We start from the raw sequence: 20,314 nt of genomic DNA, 5'->3' as shown, positions 1-20,314 counted from the left end.
TAATTAATAGCTTTAGATGTAGCCCATAGTAGACATGATTTTCCATCCTGTGCCCAAAACCAAGGAATTTAGTCACAAAGGCTGAAAAAGTTCATCATCGGTTAGATGGCCATAATTTTAAAAATAAGTAGAATTACATACTGGTGAATCCGTCCAAATCCTTTTGTAATGGAGTGTCGCAATGACATTAGCCAGTCCTCTACAAACAAAGCCTTTAACAGATGAAGAATTACGTAAGATAAACGCCTACTGGCGTGCAGCTAACTATCTTTCGGTTGGGCAAATATATCTACTCGACAATCCGCTACTGAGAGAACCGTTAAAGCTGGAACACGTTAAACCCAGACTTTTAGGCCACTGGGGAACAACACCAGGGCTGAACTTGATCTATGCTCACCTGAATCGGGTCATTAAAAAATATGACCTCAACACGATCTATATTGCTGGCCCTGGTCATGGTGGCCCTGGACTAGTAGCCAACACCTACCTAGAAGGCACTTACACCAAGTATTATCACAACATCTCCCAAGATGCTGAAGGAATCCAGAAACTCTTCAAACAGTTCTCTTTCCCTGGTGGGATTCCTAGCCACGTTGCGCCGGAAACCCCTGGTTCGATCCACGAAGGCGGGGAACTAGGTTATGCCCTCGTCCACGCTTTTGGTGCTGCCTTTGATAACCCTGACTTGATCGTTGCGGCTGTTGTGGGTGACGGTGAAGCCGAAACAGGTGCTTTAGCAACTAGCTGGCATTCCAACAAATTTCTTAACCCCGTGCATGATGGGGCTGTACTGCCGATCCTGCACCTGAATGGATATAAAATTGCCAATCCAACAGTATTGGCAAGGATCGGCCATGAGGAATTAGAAAGCTTATTTGTCGGCTACGGCTACAAGCCCTACTTTGTCGAAGGTGACGATCCCGCAGATGTCCACCAGCAGATGGCGGCGACTCTAGATATAGCGATCGCTGAAATTCAAAGCATCCAAAGAGAAGCCCGCGTACATGGTTTCACCAAACGTCCGCAATGGCCGATGATTGTCTTGAAAACCCCCAAAGGTTGGACAGGGCCAAAGGAAGTTGATGGTAAAAAAACGGAAGGTTATTGGCGATCGCACCAAGTTCCCTTAAGCAACATCGCCAAACAGCCAGAACATCTGAAACTCCTAGAAGATTGGATGAAGAGTTACAAACCAGAAGAACTCTTCGACGCTAACGGCACACTAATTCCCGAACTAGCAGAACTGGCTCCCAAAGGTCATCGACGCATGGGTGACAATCCCCACGCTAACGGCGGTCTTCTGCTGTGCGACCTGAAGATGCCCGATTTTCAAAAGTATGCCGTAGATGTTCTCAAACCAGGGCAAGCGATCGCTGAAGCTACCCAAGTTGCAGGAATTTTCCTCCGGGATATCATACAACTTAACCAAGAAAGCCGCAACTTCCGCATCGTCGGCCCCGATGAAACGGTCTCAAATCGCTTGGGCGCTGTGCTAGAAGTCACAGACCGGGATTGGGCAGCCCAGATCCTCCCGGAAGATGACCACCTTTCCCCCGATGGTCGAGTGATGGAAATTCTCAGCGAAACTAATTGTCAAGGATGGTTAGAAGGCTATCTCCTCACCGGACGCCACGGGTTTTTCTCTTGCTATGAGGCGTTCATCCACATCATTGACTCGATGTTCAATCAGCACGCCAAATGGCTGAAAACTACCAGACATATTCCCTGGCGCAAACCAATTGCTTCCCTCAATTACCTACTCACCTCTCACGTTTGGCGGCAAGACCACAACGGTTTCTCTCATCAAGACCCCGGTTTTATTGACCATGTAGTTAATAAAAAAGCAGAAATCGTTCGCGTGTATTTGCCCCCCGATGCCAACACTTTGCTATCGGTAACTGACCATTGTTTAAGAAGCCGCAACTATGTCAATGTCATCATTGCCGGAAAGCAACCAGCATTGCAATACCTAAATATGGATGCTGCTATCAAGCACTGCACCAAAGGCATCGGTATTTGGGAATGGGCAAGTAACGACCAAGACGGCGAACCAGATGTAGTGATGGCTTGTGCTGGGGATATTCCCACCTTAGAAACTTTAGCGGCTGTGGACATTCTGCGTCAGCATTTCCCTGAGTTAAAGGTGCGGGTAGTGAACGTAGTCGATTTGATGACACTACAACCAAAAAGCGAACATCCGCACGGTTTAAGTGAAAAAGACTTTGACACGATTTTCACTACCGATAAACACATTATCTTTGCCTTTCATGGCTATCCTTGGCTGATTCATCGCTTAACCTATCGCCACACTAATCACGATCAGTTGCATGTGCGTGGCTACAAGGAAGAAGGAACCACCACCACTCCCTTTGATATGGTTGTGCTTAACGAGCTAGATCGCTTCCATCTAGTGATGGATGTAATCGATCGCGTACCAAAGCTAGGATATAGGGCAGCTTATGTCAAACAGCAGTTGCAAGATAAGCTGATCGAACACAAACATTACATTGAGAAGTACGGCGACGATATGCCAGAAATTCGCGATTGGAAGTGGCCCTATTAAAAGGGAATGAGGATACAGAGGCAGAGGGGAAACTCTTCTCCCTGCTTCTCGCTTTTTAAGGAATTACTGTAATAAATTGGTACTGAATTACAATTTTCTTAAAATACGATTTAATCTAGGGTTCTAAGTTGTGAAATTTACAACTTCTGGATAAAAAACCACCTTTTGACATATTGGGACTAGTACTGGCTTATCTCAAGTTGCCATCAGTTGCTTTTAAAAGAACAGTTGCACTTGTAGGTTCTTCATGTCAGTATCTAACCAACTTCATCTACCAATAGAAAATCAGCTCCTTGCTGCTCTTTCAGAGGCTGAATATCAACGCCTAGTTCCCTATCTAGAGCGAGTCGAGCTTTCAGTTAAGCAAATCCTCTACAAAGCCAATGAACCAATAACACACGTCTATTTTCCCCATCATTCAATGGTTTCTTTGATCTGTACCCAGAAAAATGGCTCGACAGTCGAAGCTGGCATAGTGAGCAATGATGGCATGGTAGGTGTTCCTGTAATTTGGGGCAGTAACACTACAAATACAACTGCGTTTGTGCAGATTACAGGCAGCTCGATGATGATGAAGACAGAGTTGCTCCAAGCCGAGTTTAACCGAGGTGGAGAGCTTCAAAGTTTGCTGTTGCATTACACTCATGGGCTATTCGCTCAGGTTACACAAACACTCGCCTGCAACAGCCTCCACACTATAGAACGACGGCTGGCTCGTTGGTTGCTCTTCATCGGTGACTGTGTACAATCAGATACATTCGCGCTAACTCAGGAATATATTGCTAAGACGCTGGGCTGTCGTCGCACTAGTGTTACGGAGGTAGCAGGTAGACTCAGCCGAGCCGGAATGATTCGCTACAAGCGAGGAGCGATCGCCATCCTGAATCGGTCAGGCTTGGAAGATACATCTTGCGAATGTTATTTGATGATTAAAGGGGAATACGCTCGATTGCTTGGCGTACCGAGCCAGTCTGCTCTCGAAAATGGGAGCAGGAGGCAGGAGGCGGGGAGAGGTTAAATAGACTTGTCGTCACGTTAATAGACCTCTTGGCATTTGTGCTTTTTGCACTCTTGGGGAAAAGGGTAAAGGTTAAAGGGGAAGGGGACAATACAGAACTTTTTCCCCTTCCCCCCGCCCCTTATCCCCAGAGGGGACCCCACCTTCCCCTTTTCCCCAGAGGGGGCCCCACCTTCCCCTTTTCCCGACAAATGCCAAGAAGTCTAATGTACAGTCAAAGGAATCCCGTTATCTTTGGGTTTCAACTTGAGAATAAATGGCACAGCTTTCAATACCCAATCTGACACGGGTGTATAATTAGCAGCTTCTTCTCCAAAGCTAATAGAGAGCATATCTGTATGAATGATCCCTGGATTGAGGGGTATAGCTGCCATACCAGTCGGCAATTCTTGTGCCAAAGAACGAGTTAATCCTTCTATTGCCCACTTGGAAGCACAGTATGGTGCAACTTGGGGTGAAGTAGAACGTCCCCAGCCAGAACTAAAGTTAACAATAATACCCCGTTTGTTTTTCACCATTGCTGGTACGAAATGGCGAATTATATTCACTACTCCTTTGATATTGATATCTATTAAATCGGAAAAATCTTCGGATGGTATTTCCCACAAAGGTGCTGGGTAATTAGTAATTGCCGCATTATTAATTACTATATCTGGCGGTTCATATTTGTGAAGTATACGTTCTGCCCATTTTTCTACAAGATGTTCATTTGCTACGTCTACAGATGTGAAATCGTTAGGTGCGCTAAACTTCTGGCTTATTTTCTGGATAGCATCTGATGAACGAGCGCAACCAATAACAGTATGTCCCTCTTGAATAAAACGCTCGGTCATCGCATAACCTAGACCTTTGCTTATGCCTGTAATTAAAATGAGCTTAGTCATATTTTTCCACTATTAAACGTATCATTTGTAAACTTTTCGTGCGGAGCTATTTTTACTAAATGCCCTGCATATTGTAAATCAATAACTAATGCACAACCCGGCTTTGCGTCTTCTCTTAACCCTACTGCCAGGATCGTTATATAAATTGCAGCGACACGTCAACAACAAGCAAGTGCGATCGCTCCTTCTAACACTTTGCTAAGATAACTTGCTGAAATTAGCAATTTTCGGCTAGTTGAGTACTAGTGAAACCCAAAAGCATTTACATAATTATTTAACTTTGTAGAGAGAAGTACTTAAAGTTACTTAATGCATCAAAGGCTACTCACTTTCATAGTTAGCGCTAGGATAGCTATGTATTTTATCCAAGTATAAATATGGCTCAAACTTTTTACGTAAATCCAGTATCAGGCAGCAATAACAACCCAGGTAGCCAACAAGCTCCATTCAAAACTATTACGCAAGCCCTTAAGGTAGCTACTGTTGATACCAAGATTCAACTGGCAGACGGTAATTACAATGCTGCTAGCGGTGAAGTCTTTCCGCTAACGATTCCATCTGGCGTGACAGTGGTGGGTAATGAAGCCAATAAGGGCAATGGTATTTTAATTGAAGGAAGTGGTACCTATCTGAGCCGTACTTTTGCTGGTCAGAATGTCACTTTTGTACTGCTGGATAAAGCAGAACTGCGGGGAGTAACTGTAACAAATTTGGCTAGCCGTGGTAGTGGTGTCTGGATTGAATCAACTGCCCCTACTGTTGCTAATAGCACCTTCATCAATAATAAGCGGGAGGGAGTATTCGCTACAGGGGATGCTAACCCTGTGATTTTAGGTAATGTGTTCAGTGAGAATGCAGCGAATGGAATTGCGATCGCTAAAAATTCTAAAGGTCAAATTGAAAATAATACCTACTTCAAAACAGGTTTTGGCATTGCCATTAGTGATACTGCATCACCCATCCTTCGAGATAACAGAATTTATGAAAACCGTTCCGGGATTGTCATCTCTGGTAGTGCCCGCCCCGTATTACGTAATAATGTCAGTGAAAATAACACTGATGATGGGATCACAGTAATTGGAACTGCTCTACCAGATATCGGTAGTATCAATAATCCGGGGGGCAATACTCTACGCAATAACGGTAAATTTGATTTGCAAAATGTCAGTTCCAACAAGCTGATTTCTCTAGGAAATAAAATAGATACGTCTAAAGTCGCCGGAAACATAGAGTTTGCAGATAGTTCGGTTCCAACACCGACACCCACGCCAACGCCAACGCCAACCCCAACTCCAACACCGACACCCACGCCAACTCCAACACCAACACCGACACCCACGCCAACACCGACACCCACTCCAACTCCAACTCCAACCCCAACCCCAACGCCAACGCCAACCCCAACACCTACTATTGAATTAACTGATATTGCAAATCATTGGGCAGGTGGGTTTATTCGGGAATTAGTCAAATTGGGGATAGTTAATGGTTTTCCCGATCGCACATTTAAACCCGATGCGACAATGACACGGGCACAATTCGCAGCAATAGTGGTAAAAGCTTTCAATCCACCACCAAGCCGTGCAGCGATCAAATTCAAAGATGTACCAGCAGACTTCTGGGCAGCCAAGGTCATTCAGCAGGCATATCAAGGTTTATTTCTCTCTGGTTTTCCCGACAATACCTTTAGTCCCAACAAAAATATCCAGCGCGTGCAAGTGATTGTCTCTCTGGTAAATGGACTGGGGTTATCTAGTGATGGTACGGCAACTATTAAAGTTTTCGATGACCAAGCTAAGATTCCTGAATATGCTAAGGATGAGGTAGTAAAAGCTATAGACAAAGAAATTATCGTCAATTACCCAAATCTGAAACAACTCAATCCTACCCGCGATGCTACACGTGCTGAGGTAGCAGCGATAGTGTATCAAGCTTTGGTAGATGCTGGTCGTGTAGCAGCGATCAATTCGTCTTATATAGTGACTGCTTGAGGGAGGCAGGGGGCAGGGGGCAGGGGAGCAGGGGAGTAGGGGGGCAGGGGGCAGAGGAGCAAATTATTTATAGGACAATACAGTTGAGTTAAGCATTTCTTCCTTCTCTTTCTTTACGTTCTTCTCTACGAAACCCAACGCGTAGCTTGCTTTTCCGTAGGAGTATGCATTCTTTGCATTAGCTTACGGCAGTTTTGCATTTACGTTAAAAAAATTGACTTTGCTCCCCGCAATGAAGACTTTAGCTGAACTCACTAGTGGCAGACTCAACCCATACATGGAACAGCATTTTCAAGACTTCGCCCCGCGATTGAAGAGTTTTTTGTTCGCCCAAATCCCACTGCTGTACTAGGACTTGTGGGGGCTTTTGCTACCAAGAAGCCACAGGTGTTGGTGAAAAGTTAAAAGCGAACGCTGGGAAAATGAGCGTTCGCTTGACTGTACTTGCCTAATATGATGGTTAGTTGCTTGTTATTAGCATACCTTGACTTGCTGTTTTTACTTGCTCCACTTTCTTGAAAACCTAAATTAAATCAGGCTTTCTTAATTTTGAATTGGTATTATTACCATATTCCAGTAATAGAATTGATAACGAAGGCTTGTAAAGTCTTCAACTATCAAAAGATAGAAGCTCTAGTAGCAGATTTTACTTGTAAAGAAACGAAAATCTGTATTCAAAGTAAGCTTGTAGCATATAAAACGCTTGTAAGATTTTTATGACTTCCCGGATTCGCTTTTTAATGTGCCCTCCTGACCACTACGACGTGGACTATGTGATTAATCCTTGGATGGAAGGGAATATTCACAAATCATCGCGCGATCGCGCCGTGGAACAGTGGCAGGGACTACATCAAATCCTCAAACAACACGCCATTGTCGATTTAGTACCACCTGAAAAAGGCTGGCCTGATTTGGTTTTTACCGCCAATGCTGGCTTGGTTCTGGGCGATAATGTCGTCCTCAGTCGCTTTTTGCACAAGGAACGTCAGGGAGAGGAGCCTTTCTTCAAGCAATGGTTTGAGGCAAATGGTTATACAGTCAATGAACTTCCCAAAGATTTGCCCTTTGAGGGAGCAGGAGACGCACTGCTAGATCGGGAAGGACGCTGGTTATGGGCAGGATACGGTTTCCGCTCGGAATTAGATTCACACCCTTATCTAGCTAAATGGCTGGATATTGAGGTGCTATCTCTACGATTAATAGACGAACGTTTCTATCACCTAGATACCTGCTTTTGTCCTTTGACAAATGGCTATTTGCTATACTATCCCGGCGCTTTCGATTCTTACTCCAACCGCTTAATTGAAATGCGAGTCGCATCAGAAAAGCGCATCGCAATTGAAGAAGCTGATGCAGTCAACTTCGCTTGTAATGCGGTGAATGTGGATAGCATTGTCATCATGAACAAGACGAGTGATGCTTTGAAAACCCGCCTTGCAAATGCAGGTTTCCAAGTGCTGGAAACGCCACTCACTGAATTTCTCAAAGCTGGTGGTGCAGCTAAATGCTTAACTTTGCGGGTTACAGAACCAGTTAGAGATGAAATTCATGCCAATGTCTCGGTAGAAAGCCGTGTCATTCGCATGGAAGGACATTTGTTAGATGCTGGCTTAATTAACCGGGCTTTGGATTTGATTATAGATGCCGGCGGAAGTTTCAAAGTCCTGAATTTCAACTTGGGAGAACAACGGCAAAGTACTTCAGCTGCCGAGGTGAGAGTATCAGCACCATCCCATGAGGTGATGGAAGAAATTATCTCCCGATTGATTGATTTGGGTGCTGTCGATTTACCGCATGATGAGCGAGATGCCAAACTGGAGCCGGTAATTCAAGATGGCGTTGCGCCTGATGATTTCTACGTCAGTACCATTTATCCCACCGAAGTGCGAATTAATGGTCAGTGGGTGAAGGTAGAAAATCAACGGATGGATGGTGCGATCGCCATTACTCAAACTCCCACAGGTTTAGTTGCTCGGTGTAAAATACTCCGCGATTTAAAAGTTGGCGAACAAGTAATTGTAGACGTATTAGGTATCCGCACCATCCGCAAAACTGAATCGCGCGAACTCCGCAGTACCCAAGAATTCAGCTTTATGTCGGCGGGAGTTTCTAGCGAACGGCGCGTGGAATTAGTCGTTGAGCAAGTGGCTTGGGAATTGCGTAAAATCCGCGATGCTGGGGGTAAAGTAGTTGTCACGGCTGGGCCTGTGGTGATTCACACTGGTGGTGGCGAACACTTGGCGCAACTGATTCGAGAAGGATATGTACAGGCGTTGCTGGGTGGTAATGCGATCGCAGTTCACGACATCGAGCAAAATATCATGGGCACTTCCTTGGGTGTGGATATGAAGCGGGGTGTCGCCGTACATGGAGGACATCGCCATCACCTCAAGGTAATTAATAGTATCCGTCGTTATGGCAGCATTCCCAAAGCTGTGGAGGCGGGAGCAATTAAAAGTGGCGTCATGTATGAATGTGTCCACAATAATGTACCTTTTGTGCTTGCGGGTTCCATTCGGGATGACGGGCCTTTGCCTGATACCGTAATGGATTTGATTCAAGCACAGGAGCAATATGCCAAGCACCTAGAAGGTGCAGAGATGATTTTAATGTTGTCATCGATGCTGCACTCAATTGGGGTGGGTAATATGACTCCGGCGGGGGTGAAGATGGTGTGTGTGGATATTAATCCAGCTGTAGTGACAAAGTTAAGCGATCGCGGTTCTGTAGAATCGGTGGGTGTGGTGACAGATGTGGGATTATTCCTCAGTCTGTTGATTCAGCAGTTGGATAAGTTGACAAGTCCGTATGTAAATAAGGTAGGTTAAGAAAACGTAGACGTAAAGGCGCAGACAAAGGGAGATGACAAGAGTAGCTTTCAGTGAAGAGTTGCAGATTAATTGGGTCAGTTTTATAGCTGATTTCTTGTTGGTAGGGATGGTTTTTGGCCCGCCTATCGCTCCTTTTTTGGCTGCGTCTGGAGTGTCTTTCCTTCCTGGGATTGCGGACATCATTTATTTCATGGGTAATCATGTCTGTCCGCAACCAGATATGGGGTTAGATTTAGCACCACCGTTTATTATGGCTGTGTGTATGCGCTGCTATGGCACTGTAACGGGTTTGCTGATTACTCGTCTGCTGTATGGGATAACTGGTGGTAAAGGATTTTACTGGTTAAATCAGTATGGCTGGAATGGTGTGGCGATCGCCAGTGTGCTGATGATGGCTTATCCTTTGGAATTGGCAGCGCAGGTTTTCGGTTTGTGGAATTTTAATAACTATCTGGTTACGCCTTTTGGGTTAATTACAGGTTTGGCGTGGGGATTGTTTACCATGCCTATCTTACACGGGTGGCATGGTGCTAAAACTAGCTTACGTTATGTGCAACGCCAAAAAAAATAGATAAAATAGCCCAAAATATTTTAAATTCTGGGCAAAGGATTAAGATTTAGCTAACGGCTTTCACCTTTGTTTAAGTTTTCTCTCAGAATCGGGCTAATGTTTCTTTCGCTCCAAACTGATACAACCTGCTTAAATGGTTCGTAACTGCATCAACAAAAAGCGGTGACTGGGACAAATCGCCAAAAATCTCAGTGAGGTTGAGTAATGGTTTGGCATCGGAGCCACTGGTACGAGCTAGTTGTGTCAGAGTACCTGCTATTGGGTCATCAATAGGAATGGTATTACCTTGGTCATCGTTTCCATTGAGATAACGGAACCAAGCAGCAACCGTTAGGCTCATGTAATCAATTGGACTTCCTTGATGCAGCGCGTCACGGACTGAGCCTAAAACAAATTTTGGCATTTTAGCGGAGCTATTCAGACAAAGACGCGGGAGTTGATCTCGAATCTTGGGATTGGCAAAGCGTTCAATTAAGGTTTTTTTGTAATCGTCCAAATCAATCCCAGGTACAGGTTGGAGTGTCGGCGTAACCTCTGCCATCAAACGATCGACGGCTTGCCGAATTAATGGATCGGCCATGACCTCATGAACGTAGGTGTAACCTGCCAAGGAGCCAAGATAGCCAATCAACAAGTGACTGGCGTTGAGCAACCGGATTTTCATCATCTCGTAGGGATGAACATCGCTCGTCATCTGGACGCCAACTGATTCCCAATCAGGTCTACCTGCGCTGAAATTGTCTTCGACTACCCACTGAAGAAACGGTTCGGCAACAACTGGAAAAGCATCATCGATGTTAAACTGTTCCGCCACCATTTTGATATCGGCTGGGGTTGTGGCAGGGGTAATGCGATCGACCATGCAGTTAGGAAAAGCTACCTGTTCGGCAACCCAACCCCCTAATTCTGAATTCTGCATTTGGGCAAATGCGGTTAACATTTTTTGGGCAATATTGCCGTTACCTTGCAGATTGTCGCAGGACAATACGGTGAACGGTGCGATTCCTTGTTGGTGGCGGCGATTAAGGGCTGCTGTTAAAAAGCCATATACTCCAATTGGCTCGTCGGGATGCTGCAAATCGTATTGAATTGTCGGGTGATTGGCATCGAATTCACCGCTACCTTCAATATAGTAATAGCCTCCTTCGGTAATGGTGAGGGTGACGATGCGGCATTTGGGATCTGCTAAGGTGTCAATTACAGCTTGGCGGTTATCTGGGGCAAACAAATATTTTGTAATTGCTCCAATTACACGAGCGCGATCGCCTTCTGTGGATCTTTCAACTAAGGTATACAAACAATCTTGTGATTTCAGTGCATCCCGCATTCGTTTGTCGAATTCTAGTAGCCCAACTCCGCAGATTCCCCATTCACTACCGGGATTTTGATGAAAGTAATTATCCAGGTATAACGCCTGATGTGCGCGATGGAACCCACCCACACCGATATGGACAATACCGTTAGTAATTTGATGGCGATCGTAATTGGGTACGCGAATATTATTTCCTAAATGAGACAGAGATGCTTCATTCAGCTTGATTGCTGATCCTGTGCTGATATTGCTGTTCATGGGATTCATTCTGGGTTAGGTGGTGACGATGAACTTTGGGGATGGCTTCACCGTCGCGATCGAATAAATGGCAAAGCTCACCATTAATGTAAATCGGAACATAATCGTGCATATTGGCTGGATTATCTCCGTCTGTTTGCACAACTATGGTTTCGCCACCCGCAATTTTGATGTAGAGAAAGGTTTCTCCGCCTAATCGTTCTACGACTAATACTTCACCATTCACGCTTGGGTTGCTTTGATCGAGCCGCAGATGTTCGGGACGAATCCCTAATGTTGCTCTATCCCCAACTGAGAGGGTTTTGGGTTTCACCGGAATTGTTACGGTTGCGTCGCCAGGGAGTCTGACTGTTGCCCCAGAGTCGTTGACGGCTGAAACTGTCACCGAAATAAAGTTCATTTTCGGCGAACCAATAAATCCGGCAACGAATAGATTGCGGGGATGATGGTACAGTTCCAGGGGAGAACCCATTTGTTCGATGATGCCGCCTTGCAACACCACAATTTTGTCGGCAAGGGTCATTGCCTCAACTTGATCGTGGGTAACATAAATCATGGTGGCTTGCAGGCTGTCGTGTAAACTGGCAAGCTCAATCCGCATCTGGACTCGTAATGAAGCATCCAGGTTGGACAGTGGCTCGTCAAACAAAAATACTTTGGGATTACGCACCAAAGCACGACCGATCGCTACACGTTGCCGTTGTCCTCCTGATAGTTCTTTGGGCTTCCGGTTCAAAAGTGGCTCCAGTTGTAGGATACGAGCGACTTCACGCGCTCTTTCATAACGCTGGGCTTTCTGCATACCCGCAAGTCGGAGGCTAAAGGCCATATTTTCTGCCACTGTCATGTGGGGATATAAGGCGTAGGTTTGAAACACCATTGCTAAACCACGTTTATCGGGTGGTACATCATTGACTTTTTGTCCATCAATGAGTAAATCGCCGGAGGAAATTTCTTCTAGTCCAGCAATCATGCGGAGTAAGGTTGATTTTCCACAACCGGAGGGGCCGACGAAGACGACGAATTCGCGATCGCCCACATCGAGATCGATGCCTTTGATGATCTCTGTGTCAGCGTAGGTTTTATGGATATTTCTTAAAGCAACTGTTGACATAAAATGTTTCCATTAATGAGTTTAAGTTTTTCTCACGCACAGACGTAGAGGTGCAACATTTAATTAATTCGTAGCAAATTCTCTGCGTACCTTTGCGTTTACCTCTGCGCCCCTACCCTACGGGAAGGCGAAGCGCCTATGCGTTTAAATTTAAAACCTCAATTCGCCAAGATTTTACGCAAAGCTGTAAGAGTGCCTGCCTTCTACTTCACAGCACCAAAAGTCAGACCTCGGACTAACTGTCGTTGACTCAGCCAACCGAAGATTAGGATGGGTGCGATCGCTAGTGTTGATGCTGCCGAAAGTTTTGCCCAAAATAATCCTTGAGGGCTAGAAAAGGAAGCAATAAAGGCTGTAAGTGGTGCGGCATCTGCTGTTGTCAAGTTCAAGCTCCAAAATGCTTCGTTCCATGACAAAATAATCGAAAGCAAGGCTGTGGATGCAATTCCGGGTACTGCTAATGGCAACAACACATGCACAAGTTCTTGCTGTGTGGTTGCTCCATCCATGCGATCGGCTTCGAGAATTTCTTTGGGAACTTCTTTGAAGAAGCTGTAAATCATCCAAACGACGATTGGCAAATTAATCAGGGTATAAATGATAATCAAACCGATGTGAGTATCCAGCAGTCCGGCGTTGCGACACAAAATGTAGATTGGCACTAGCACACCAACGGGTGGCAGCATTTTGGTGGACAGCATCCAGAGTAAAGTGCCCTTGGTACGTTTGGTTGGGAAGAATGCCATTGCGTAGGCGGCAGGTACAGCAAGCAGCAGCGCGACTATAGTCGATCCAAGGGAAATCGCTACGCTGTTAAACGCATAATTAAAATAATTTGCTCGGTCTTGGATGGCAATATAATTCTCCAATGTCGGGCGGAAAAATAACTGCGGGGGAGTTGAAACTGCCGCTACTTCAGTTTTGAAACTGGTGAGAAACATCCAGAAAATTGGAAAAAATAAGATGCAAGCGGCAAGCCAGCCGAGTAATGTCCATAGCCAAATCTTCGAGGTTTTACGTGCCATGTTAGGTATCCAAATTACGAGCAACACTACGCATCAAAAAGATTGCCACGATGTTGGCAAGGATTACGGCAATTAATCCACCGGCTGAAGCACCGCCAACATCGAATTCCAGCAAGGCTTTTAAGAAGATGTAATAAGCTAGATTAGTGGTTGCAAGTCCTGGGCCACCGCCTGTGGTGACAAAGATTTCGGCAAAGATGGTCAGGAAGAAAATTGTCTCAATCATGGCAACCACAGAAATGGCGCGGCTCAGATGCGGTAGCATGACGAAACGAAATAGAGCGATCGCATTTGCGCCATCCATCCGCGCAGCTTCTAACTGATCGCGATCGAGTGACTGAATTGCAGTCAACAAGATCAGCAACGCAAAGGGCAGCCATTCCCAGGACACAATAATAATGATGGCAAGTAAGGGAACACTAGCAAACCAATCGATCGCCCCTAAACCCAAACCTCTGGTGATTTGAGCAAACAGCCCATTCACTGGATGCATGAGCATATTTTTCCAGATTAGGGCGCTAACTGTGGGCATCACGAAAAATGGTGAAATTGCCAGCACCCGCGCCACTCCACGACCATAAAAGTCTTGGTCAAATAGTACTGCTAGTAATGTACCTAGACCAATTGTGATTACTAAAACAGAAACAACCAAAACTATTGTGATAGCGATCGATGTCCATAAAGCTGAGTCACTGAGGATGAAAGTGAAATTTTCAATCCCGATGAATTTGCGTGCATCTGGATTCAGCAAGTTATAGCGCTGAAAAGAAAACCATACGGTCATCACCAGAGGCACAATCATCCACAGCAGTAGGAGAACGACTGAAGGCGCAACCAGAGGTAAGGTTGATACTTGCCGCGTAGTCCGTTGCTTGGTGGGAGGTGGCGTTTCGTGTTGAGGTTTTACCGCTAATGAAGAAGACATAACCTAAAGGAATTTTAGATTTTAGATTTTAGATTTTGGATTCTGAATGTTTTGTAGTTGAGCATTGGCTCTTTTTACCCATGCCCAATGCCCCATTTCAATCGATATAACCCGTGTGTTTCATGAAACGTTCAGTCGATTTCTGCGATCGCTGCAACGCTTGGTCTACTGAAGTTCGATTGGTCAACGCTGCCGCCAAAGTTTGTCCGACTGAAGAACCGATCGCCTGAAATTCTGGAATATCAACGTATTGAACTCCCTTATAAGGAGTTGGTTGTGCAGATGGATGGGTAACATCAGCAGATTGAATTGCTGCCAGCACGATTTCTGCAAAGGGTGCAGCTTTTCGATAGTTGGGATTTTCATAAGTGGAAGTTCGAGTCCCTGGTGGTACAGCAATCCAGCCATTTTCCTTAGCAACCAGTTGAATGTATTCCTTTGATGTTGCCCAAGCAACGAATTTTTGCGCGGCTTCGGGTGATTTTGAGGTTTTTGGAACCGCTAACGCCCAAGCCCAAAGCCAATTTGAACCGTTGGGATATTTTTCAATTGGCGCACGGGCGAAGCCAACTTTGTCATAAACCTGGGATTCTTTCGGATTGGATAACAACCCCGCAGCAACGGTTGCATCTACCCACATACCGCATTTACCAGTCGAGAATAATGCCAGATTCTCGTTAAATCCATTGGAACTGGCTCCCGGCGGCCCGTATTTGTTGAGCAGATCGACATAAAAAGCGATCGCCTCTTTCCAAGCTGGAGTATTGATCGTTGGTTGCCACTTCATATCAAACCACTGTCCACCATAGGTATTAACCAATGTGGAAACAAATGCCATGTTTTCACCCCAACCGGGTTTTCCGCGCAGGCAAACTCCATAAACCCCATGCGCTGGGTCGTGGATTTTGCTTGCCCATTCTCTCATTTGGGGATAAGTTGGCTGTTGAGGAACCGCAATCCCGGCTTTTTCAAACAAGTCTTTGCGGTAGTACAGCATGGAACTTTCCCCATAGAATGGCACGGCATAAAGTTTGCCGTTATTGGAAAGTCCTTCTCGTATGGGCTTTAGCAGGTCATTTACATCATAGTTTGCGCCTAGATCCAAGGGTCTTAACCAATCCCGTCTAGCCCAGATTGGTGTTTCATAAGAACCAATGGTCATGACATCAAACTGCCCACCTTGGCTTGCAACATCTGTAGTTGTGCGTTGGCGTAACACATTTTCTTCTAGCACAACCCACCGGAGTTGAATATCGGGATTAGCTTCTTCAAATTTGCGAGAAAGCCCTTGCATCACCACCATGTCGCCATTATTTACAGTGGCGATCGTTAGTTTAGTTTTCTCTGCGGCTTGGGAGCGCGGTGAGCAAGCACATAGCAGATGCACCAGCATTACTCCAGCGAGAAATGCAGCTAGCACTTTAGCGAAGCGGTGGATACGCATCGCATGACTCCTTTAAAGTAAAAAACCGAACGAAATAAATTTTGGATTTTATGCTCTAAGTTTGGGCAAAAGCTCAATAATAGAAATCATACCAATCTGATTTCCATCACGGTCATTTGCAACAATTCTTCAATAAGAGGTTGAATCTATGACGGCTAAAGCAACTTATCAGTTTGCAGGTAAGACGATCCTAATTACGGGCGGTGCAGGAGATATTGGCAAGGCAACTGCACACCGTTTTGCTGCTAATGGGGCAGGAATAGCCCTGTTAGATTTGAATGAACCGAAGATAGCAGATGTGGCTCAGGAATTAAAAGAGTACAACGTTCCAGTTAGCACGTTTACCTGTGATGTTACATCTAGTGATGATGTTGCCAAAGCCTTTACTGGCGCTGTAAAGCAGCTTGGGCGGATCGATTATGTATTTAATAATGCAGGTTATCAAGGAGTGTTTGCCAAGACTGACGAATATCCTGAAGATGACTTTCAAAAGGTCATTAACATCAATGTTGTCGGCGTTTTCCACATTCTCAAGGTGGCTGCACAGCAACTACGCGATGCAGGTGGAGGCGCGATCGTTAATATGGCGAGTTATGCAGGCGTAGTCGGGCCGCCGAATATGTTAGCTTATGCCGCTTCTAAGTTTGCAGTGATTGGAATTACTCAGACGGCAGCAAAAGACTTGGCTCCTTACGGCATTCGGGTGAATGCACTCTCGCCTGCGTTGATTGGCCCTGGTTTTATGTGGACGCGGCAAACCGAATTGCAAGCAGCAGTGGGGTCACAATACTTTGATGCCGATCCCAAGGTAGTTGAGCAACAGATGATAAATTCAGTGCCAATGCGACGTTTAGGAAGCCTGGAAGAGGTAGCAAATGGAGTAGCGTTTCTGATGAGCGAAGAGGCAAGCTACATTACTGGGTTTAACTTGGAGGTAACTGGGGGATAATAGAAATTTAAAAATAGTTGAGCAAAGATTATTTCTTTGGGCATATAGTCTAAATAATGCAAACATACCTTTGACAGATACATAGTTTTTGCGGGTAGTATATGGGACAACCTTTTTTAGAGCGGCGCGATGCCACCCCCCTTCGGGCGCGCAAATTAGACTTGGCTGCTCATGCTGCTTGGCTCTATTACATCGCTGGTAATACGCAAGAAGAAATTGCCGTCAAGCTCAATGTGTCCCGGCAAGCTGCACAACGCTTAGTGGCACTAGCAGTCAGTGAAAAATTGATTAAATTTCGACTCGATCATCCCCTGAGTGAATGCATTGCTTTGGCTGAGTCGTTACGCGATCGCTTTGATCTGTCACTTTGTGAAGTAGTACCAACTGACGCAGGCAATGGTGATACATTATACGGAATTGGTGTATGTGCTGCTACCCACCTAGAGGCTTACCTGATGGCTAAAACCCCAAGTATACTGGCGTTGTCATCAGGTCGCACATTGCGAACAATGGTGGAGCAGATACCCTCAATGAACCAACCCCAACATAAAATTGTGTCAATTATTGGGAATATGTCTCATTCTGGGCGTGCAGGTCGCCACGAAGTGGTCATGCATTTATCCGATCGCGTCGCTTCTCAAGCTTACCCAGTGCCGACTCCCGTTGTTGCAACCAGTATCGAAGAACGAGAACTTTTGCAGACTCAGCGATCGTTTGTCGCCGTCAAAACTCTTGCAGAGCAAGCCAAAGTAACCTTTGTCGGAATTAGCCACATTGCTTGGAATGCTCCGTTACATCAAGACGGCTTCATCAATGACGATGAGGTGGCTGAATTGATTGAACTGGGAGCAGTCGGAGAAATTGCAGGTTGGGCTTATAGCGATCGCGGAGTATTGCTGCAACAGGGGACAAACAGCCGGGTTGCCAGTGTAGCCCTCGAACAACCCGCTCATCGACTGATTATTGGTGTGGCGGGCGGTGTGAAAAAGGCGGAGGCGATTTTGGCTGCTCTGCATGGCAAGTTAATTACAGGATTGATTACCGATGAAGCTGCTGCCCAAATGATTCTTTCTAAGATTTAGTAAATACTTGGAATTAGGTTAAAGATTTTACACTACTTATCTAACAAAGGGCGACTGTTAAGCCTGCCCTTTAGCTTTAGTGTTCTTGTCCTGTTGGTCGGATGAGGATTTCGTTGACATTAACGCGCGGTTGTATAAGGACATAAACGATCGCAGCAACAATGTCTTCGCTTTGCAGAGGTTGAATCGACTTGCGTCGTTCTTCAATCCGTTGTTTGGCAACGGGATTGGTAATTTGGCTGTCAATTTCCGTATCCACCAAACCAGGTTCGATGATGGTGACGCGGATGTTGTCCTTGTGGACTTCTTGGCATAATGCTTCGGATAGGGCATCGACACCCCATTTGGTAGTTGAAGCAGTCGAGCGATCGCCTTCCTTAATTCTCCCCTAGTTCTCCCCGATTGCACTTTAATCTTAGAAGTCTAGAAGACTTGAAGCTCTAGGCGCTCTCAGGAACGAGGAGAACAATGCAACTAAAACACAGCCACATTTTCCGTCAAGAAGCCTTGGAGCGACTATCTTCACCAGAACAACTGGATCAAGCGATAAATGTAGTTAAGCCTCAAGCTTGGTTGACTCTATCTACTTTAAGTTTTGTCGTTGCTGTAGCTGGCGTTTGGAGTGTGTTCGGCAGAATTCCTCTCACGGTGACAGGCCAAGGTATCTTGATTAAACCGCACCATGTTGTGGAATTTCAAGCACCCAGTTCTGGCCCGTTACTAACTCTGAAGGTCAAGGCGGGGGATATTATTAAACAAGGTGATGTACTCGGTATTATCGACCAATCAGCGCTAAAGCAGCAACTACAGCAAGAGCAAGTAAAGTTGCAACAACTGCAAACCCAGAATCAAGAAACTGATAGGCTACAAAAGCTGCTGATTGACCAACAAATCATCACTCTTGGACAGCAGAGAATGGATTTGGAAAGTAACCTGCGCCGAGAGCAAGATGCGCCCAAGTTACGCGATCAAACCCAAAGAGCGATCGCTCAAAAACGCCAAAGCATTAATTCCCGCAAACAACAAATTAATTACTTACTCAAAACTCTCAAAGGACGGGTTGATAACCGTCGTCACCTTTTTGAGCAGCATGTCATCAGCCAAGATATGCTGGTGCAAGCTGAACAAGAATATTTTAATACTCAAAGTGAACTGTCAGATATTGACGTGCAACTCAAGGATCTTGAAATCCAAGAAACTACTACGCAACGAGAATATCTAGAAAATCTCAACAGAATTGATGAAATTAAAACCAAAATTAAAGATATTAATACTCAAAATACTAAATTACGCGAACAAGACTTAAAGCAATCAATTGACAAAACAAATCAAATTCGGGAAGTAAAGCGACGAATTGCCCAATTAGAACTTCAATTATCTCAAGAAAGTAGAATTATTAGCAAATATAATGGTCACATTCTCGAACTGAGCGCTGTCCCTGGACAAATTATGAATCCGGGTAGTCGCTTGGGGTCAATTGAAGCTGAACAGCCAAATTCAAAACTTATGAGTCTTGTTTATTTTGCGAATAAAGATGGTAAGCAAATTAAGCCAGGGATGGCTGTACAAGTGACTCCCAGCTTTGCTAAACGCGAGCGCGAAGGTGGTATTGTCGGAACCGTTGCAGATATTTCTTCATTTCCGGTAAGTACACAAGATATTACAGCGATCGTTGGTAATAAAGAAATTGCCGCCAGTCTTGCAGGTAAAGGTGAAAATCAGGTGCAAGCTTTTATCCAACTCCAAGAAAACCCTACATCAGTTAGTGGCTACAAATGGTCATCCTCTGATGGCCCAGCCCTAAAAATATCTTCCGGCACAACTACATCAGTCCAAGTGAAAGTTGGAGAAAAAGCACCGATTTCTTATATTATTCCTATGCTACGCTCTTGGACGGGGATTTATTAATTTGGGTATGGGAAAAGGGAAAAGGGGAAAGGGGAAAGGGGAAAGGGAAAGGGAAAAGGAATGGAAAGCAAAAAAATTGAAACTTTGAAGATTTAAGAGTATGGCAAAAAGGTATTGACTTAGTTAAGCAGATATATTTAAGGACTAAAGAAGGTGAACTCAGCAGAGACTTTGGTTTAAGGGATCAATTAAGACGTGCAAGCGTATCAATACCTACAAATATTGCAGAAGGATTTGAACGATATTCTCGCAAAGAATACTTAAACTTTCTAAATATTGCCAAAGGGTCTGCCGGGGAAGTTCGCAGTCTTTTAAGAGTAGCGTTAGAAGTGGGCTATTTAGACCCAATACGGTTCAGTTAAGGCTGAAAGTCGTGTAAATTAAGCATTGTCCAAGAATGAAAATGAGCGTGTGGTGCATCTCAAAGATTTCTTATTGG

Annotated in this window: 15 protein-coding genes and 1 pseudogene; 9 read left to right on the top strand and 7 right to left on the bottom strand. The window is 45.1% G+C overall.

Annotated features, from left to right (window positions below):
- Positions 1-181: 181 nt before the first annotated feature.
- Together V7K45_RS09390 and V7K45_RS09385 are read left to right on the top strand one after the other, a co-directional pair.
- Complete coding sequence (locus V7K45_RS09390) at positions 182-2,563, top strand: phosphoketolase family protein (protein WP_335002629.1); 2,382 nt, start codon at positions 182-184, stop codon at positions 2,561-2,563.
- 247 nt (positions 2,564-2,810) lie between these two features.
- Positions 2,811-3,581: a Crp/Fnr family transcriptional regulator gene (locus tag V7K45_RS09385; protein ID WP_335002627.1), complete on the top strand. Its 771-nt coding sequence runs from the start codon at positions 2,811-2,813 to the stop codon at positions 3,579-3,581.
- 203 nt (positions 3,582-3,784) lie between these two features.
- On the opposite strand, the gene V7K45_RS09380 is transcribed toward V7K45_RS09385, so the two are convergent.
- Positions 3,785-4,465 carry an SDR family oxidoreductase gene (locus tag V7K45_RS09380; protein WP_335002625.1) on the bottom strand — a complete coding sequence of 227 codons (681 nt, stop codon included), beginning with the start codon at positions 4,463-4,465 and terminating at the stop codon, positions 3,785-3,787.
- A 377-nt stretch (positions 4,466-4,842) separates the two neighbouring features.
- Between V7K45_RS09380 and V7K45_RS09375 the strand changes: the two genes are divergently transcribed.
- The 3 genes from V7K45_RS09375 to V7K45_RS09365 all read left to right on the top strand — a co-directional run bounded on the left by V7K45_RS09375 (position 4,843) and on the right by V7K45_RS09365 (position 9,858).
- Positions 4,843-6,456 carry a DUF1565 domain-containing protein gene (locus V7K45_RS09375; protein WP_335002623.1) on the top strand — a complete coding sequence of 538 codons (1,614 nt, stop codon included), beginning with the start codon at positions 4,843-4,845 and terminating at the stop codon, positions 6,454-6,456.
- 716 nt (positions 6,457-7,172) lie between these two features.
- A complete protein-coding gene (argZ, locus tag V7K45_RS09370) occupies positions 7,173-9,284 on the top strand; it encodes a bifunctional arginine dihydrolase/ornithine cyclodeaminase (protein WP_335002621.1) in 2,112 nt (703 codons plus the stop codon).
- Positions 9,285-9,318: 34 nt separating this feature from the next.
- Positions 9,319-9,858 carry a DUF2085 domain-containing protein gene (locus tag V7K45_RS09365; protein ID WP_335002619.1) on the top strand — a complete coding sequence of 180 codons (540 nt, stop codon included), beginning with the start codon at positions 9,319-9,321 and terminating at the stop codon, positions 9,856-9,858.
- A gap of 82 nt (positions 9,859-9,940) precedes the next feature.
- Here the strand turns inward: V7K45_RS09365 and V7K45_RS09360 are convergent, their stop codons facing one another.
- The 5 genes from V7K45_RS09360 to V7K45_RS09340 all read right to left on the bottom strand — a co-directional run bounded on the left by V7K45_RS09360 (position 9,941) and on the right by V7K45_RS09340 (position 15,936).
- Positions 9,941-11,428, bottom strand: a complete 1,488-nt coding sequence (locus V7K45_RS09360) for a mannitol dehydrogenase family protein (protein ID WP_335002617.1) — start codon at positions 11,426-11,428, stop codon at positions 9,941-9,943.
- Positions 11,385-12,542 carry an ABC transporter ATP-binding protein gene (locus V7K45_RS09355; RefSeq protein WP_335002615.1) on the bottom strand — a complete coding sequence of 386 codons (1,158 nt, stop codon included), beginning with the start codon at positions 12,540-12,542 and terminating at the stop codon, positions 11,385-11,387. Before V7K45_RS09355 ends, V7K45_RS09360 begins: the two co-directional genes overlap by 44 nt.
- Positions 12,543-12,745: 203 nt before the next feature.
- Positions 12,746-13,567 carry a carbohydrate ABC transporter permease gene (locus V7K45_RS09350; protein ID WP_322645705.1) on the bottom strand — a complete coding sequence of 274 codons (822 nt, stop codon included), beginning with the start codon at positions 13,565-13,567 and terminating at the stop codon, positions 12,746-12,748.
- A 1-nt stretch (position 13,568) separates the two neighbouring features.
- Complete coding sequence (locus tag V7K45_RS09345; protein ID WP_109008729.1) at positions 13,569-14,492, bottom strand: carbohydrate ABC transporter permease; 924 nt, start codon at positions 14,490-14,492, stop codon at positions 13,569-13,571.
- A 97-nt stretch (positions 14,493-14,589) separates the two neighbouring features.
- A complete protein-coding gene (locus tag V7K45_RS09340) occupies positions 14,590-15,936 on the bottom strand; it encodes an ABC transporter substrate-binding protein (RefSeq protein WP_335002611.1) in 1,347 nt (448 codons plus the stop codon).
- A gap of 148 nt (positions 15,937-16,084) precedes the next feature.
- Between V7K45_RS09340 and V7K45_RS09335 the strand changes: the two genes are divergently transcribed.
- Together V7K45_RS09335 and V7K45_RS09330 are read left to right on the top strand one after the other, a co-directional pair.
- Positions 16,085-16,885, top strand: a complete 801-nt coding sequence (locus V7K45_RS09335; RefSeq protein ID WP_335002609.1) for an SDR family NAD(P)-dependent oxidoreductase — start codon at positions 16,085-16,087, stop codon at positions 16,883-16,885.
- 101 nt (positions 16,886-16,986) lie between these two features.
- Positions 16,987-17,967 carry a sugar-binding transcriptional regulator gene (locus V7K45_RS09330; RefSeq protein ID WP_335002607.1) on the top strand — a complete coding sequence of 327 codons (981 nt, stop codon included), beginning with the start codon at positions 16,987-16,989 and terminating at the stop codon, positions 17,965-17,967.
- Positions 17,968-18,043: 76 nt separating this feature from the next.
- On the opposite strand, the gene V7K45_RS09325 is transcribed toward V7K45_RS09330, so the two are convergent.
- Positions 18,044-18,349, bottom strand: coding sequence for an SDR family oxidoreductase (locus tag V7K45_RS09325; protein ID WP_335002808.1), 306 nt, complete (start codon positions 18,347-18,349; stop codon positions 18,044-18,046).
- An 86-nt stretch (positions 18,350-18,435) separates the two neighbouring features.
- Here V7K45_RS09325 and V7K45_RS09320 point away from each other — a divergent pair, with 86 nt between their 5' ends.
- On the top strand, positions 18,436-19,875 hold the full coding sequence (locus V7K45_RS09320) for an NHLP bacteriocin system secretion protein (RefSeq protein ID WP_335002605.1): 1,440 nt from the start codon (positions 18,436-18,438) through the stop codon (positions 19,873-19,875).
- Positions 19,876-19,973: 98 nt separating this feature from the next.
- A pseudogene (locus V7K45_RS09315) lies at positions 19,974-20,237 on the top strand (four helix bundle protein); the annotation flags it as partial.
- Positions 20,238-20,314 lie beyond the last annotated feature (77 nt).

It is taken from the genome of Nostoc sp., from assembly GCF_036917375.1.
In the GTDB taxonomy this organism is placed as follows: domain Bacteria; phylum Cyanobacteriota; class Cyanobacteriia; order Cyanobacteriales; family Nostocaceae; genus Nostoc.
This window is presented reverse-complemented; position numbering and strand designations above follow the sequence as displayed.

Bases quoted from the DNA above. Each gene is read 5' to 3' on its own strand.
- V7K45_RS09350 (WP_322645705.1), bottom strand. From the start codon at position 13,567: ATGGCACGTAAAACCTCGAAGATTTGGCTATGGACATTACTCGGCTGG.
- argZ (WP_335002621.1), top strand. From the start codon at position 7,173: ATGACTTCCCGGATTCGCTTTTTAATGTGCCCTCCTGACCACTACGAC.
- V7K45_RS09385 (WP_335002627.1), top strand. From the start codon at position 2,811: ATGTCAGTATCTAACCAACTTCATCTACCAATAGAAAATCAGCTCCTT.
- V7K45_RS09380 (WP_335002625.1), bottom strand. From the start codon at position 4,465: ATGACTAAGCTCATTTTAATTACAGGCATAAGCAAAGGTCTAGGTTAT.
- V7K45_RS09355 (WP_335002615.1), bottom strand. From the start codon at position 12,542: ATGTCAACAGTTGCTTTAAGAAATATCCATAAAACCTACGCTGACACA.
- V7K45_RS09375 (WP_335002623.1), top strand. From the start codon at position 4,843: ATGGCTCAAACTTTTTACGTAAATCCAGTATCAGGCAGCAATAACAAC.
- V7K45_RS09330 (WP_335002607.1), top strand. From the start codon at position 16,987: ATGGGACAACCTTTTTTAGAGCGGCGCGATGCCACCCCCCTTCGGGCG.
- V7K45_RS09345 (WP_109008729.1), bottom strand. From the start codon at position 14,492: ATGTCTTCTTCATTAGCGGTAAAACCTCAACACGAAACGCCACCTCCC.
- V7K45_RS09340 (WP_335002611.1), bottom strand. From the start codon at position 15,936: ATGCGTATCCACCGCTTCGCTAAAGTGCTAGCTGCATTTCTCGCTGGA.
- V7K45_RS09390 (WP_335002629.1), top strand. From the start codon at position 182: ATGACATTAGCCAGTCCTCTACAAACAAAGCCTTTAACAGATGAAGAA.
- V7K45_RS09360 (WP_335002617.1), bottom strand. From the start codon at position 11,428: ATGAACAGCAATATCAGCACAGGATCAGCAATCAAGCTGAATGAAGCA.
- V7K45_RS09335 (WP_335002609.1), top strand. From the start codon at position 16,085: ATGACGGCTAAAGCAACTTATCAGTTTGCAGGTAAGACGATCCTAATT.
- V7K45_RS09365 (WP_335002619.1), top strand. From the start codon at position 9,319: ATGACAAGAGTAGCTTTCAGTGAAGAGTTGCAGATTAATTGGGTCAGT.
- V7K45_RS09320 (WP_335002605.1), top strand. From the start codon at position 18,436: ATGCAACTAAAACACAGCCACATTTTCCGTCAAGAAGCCTTGGAGCGA.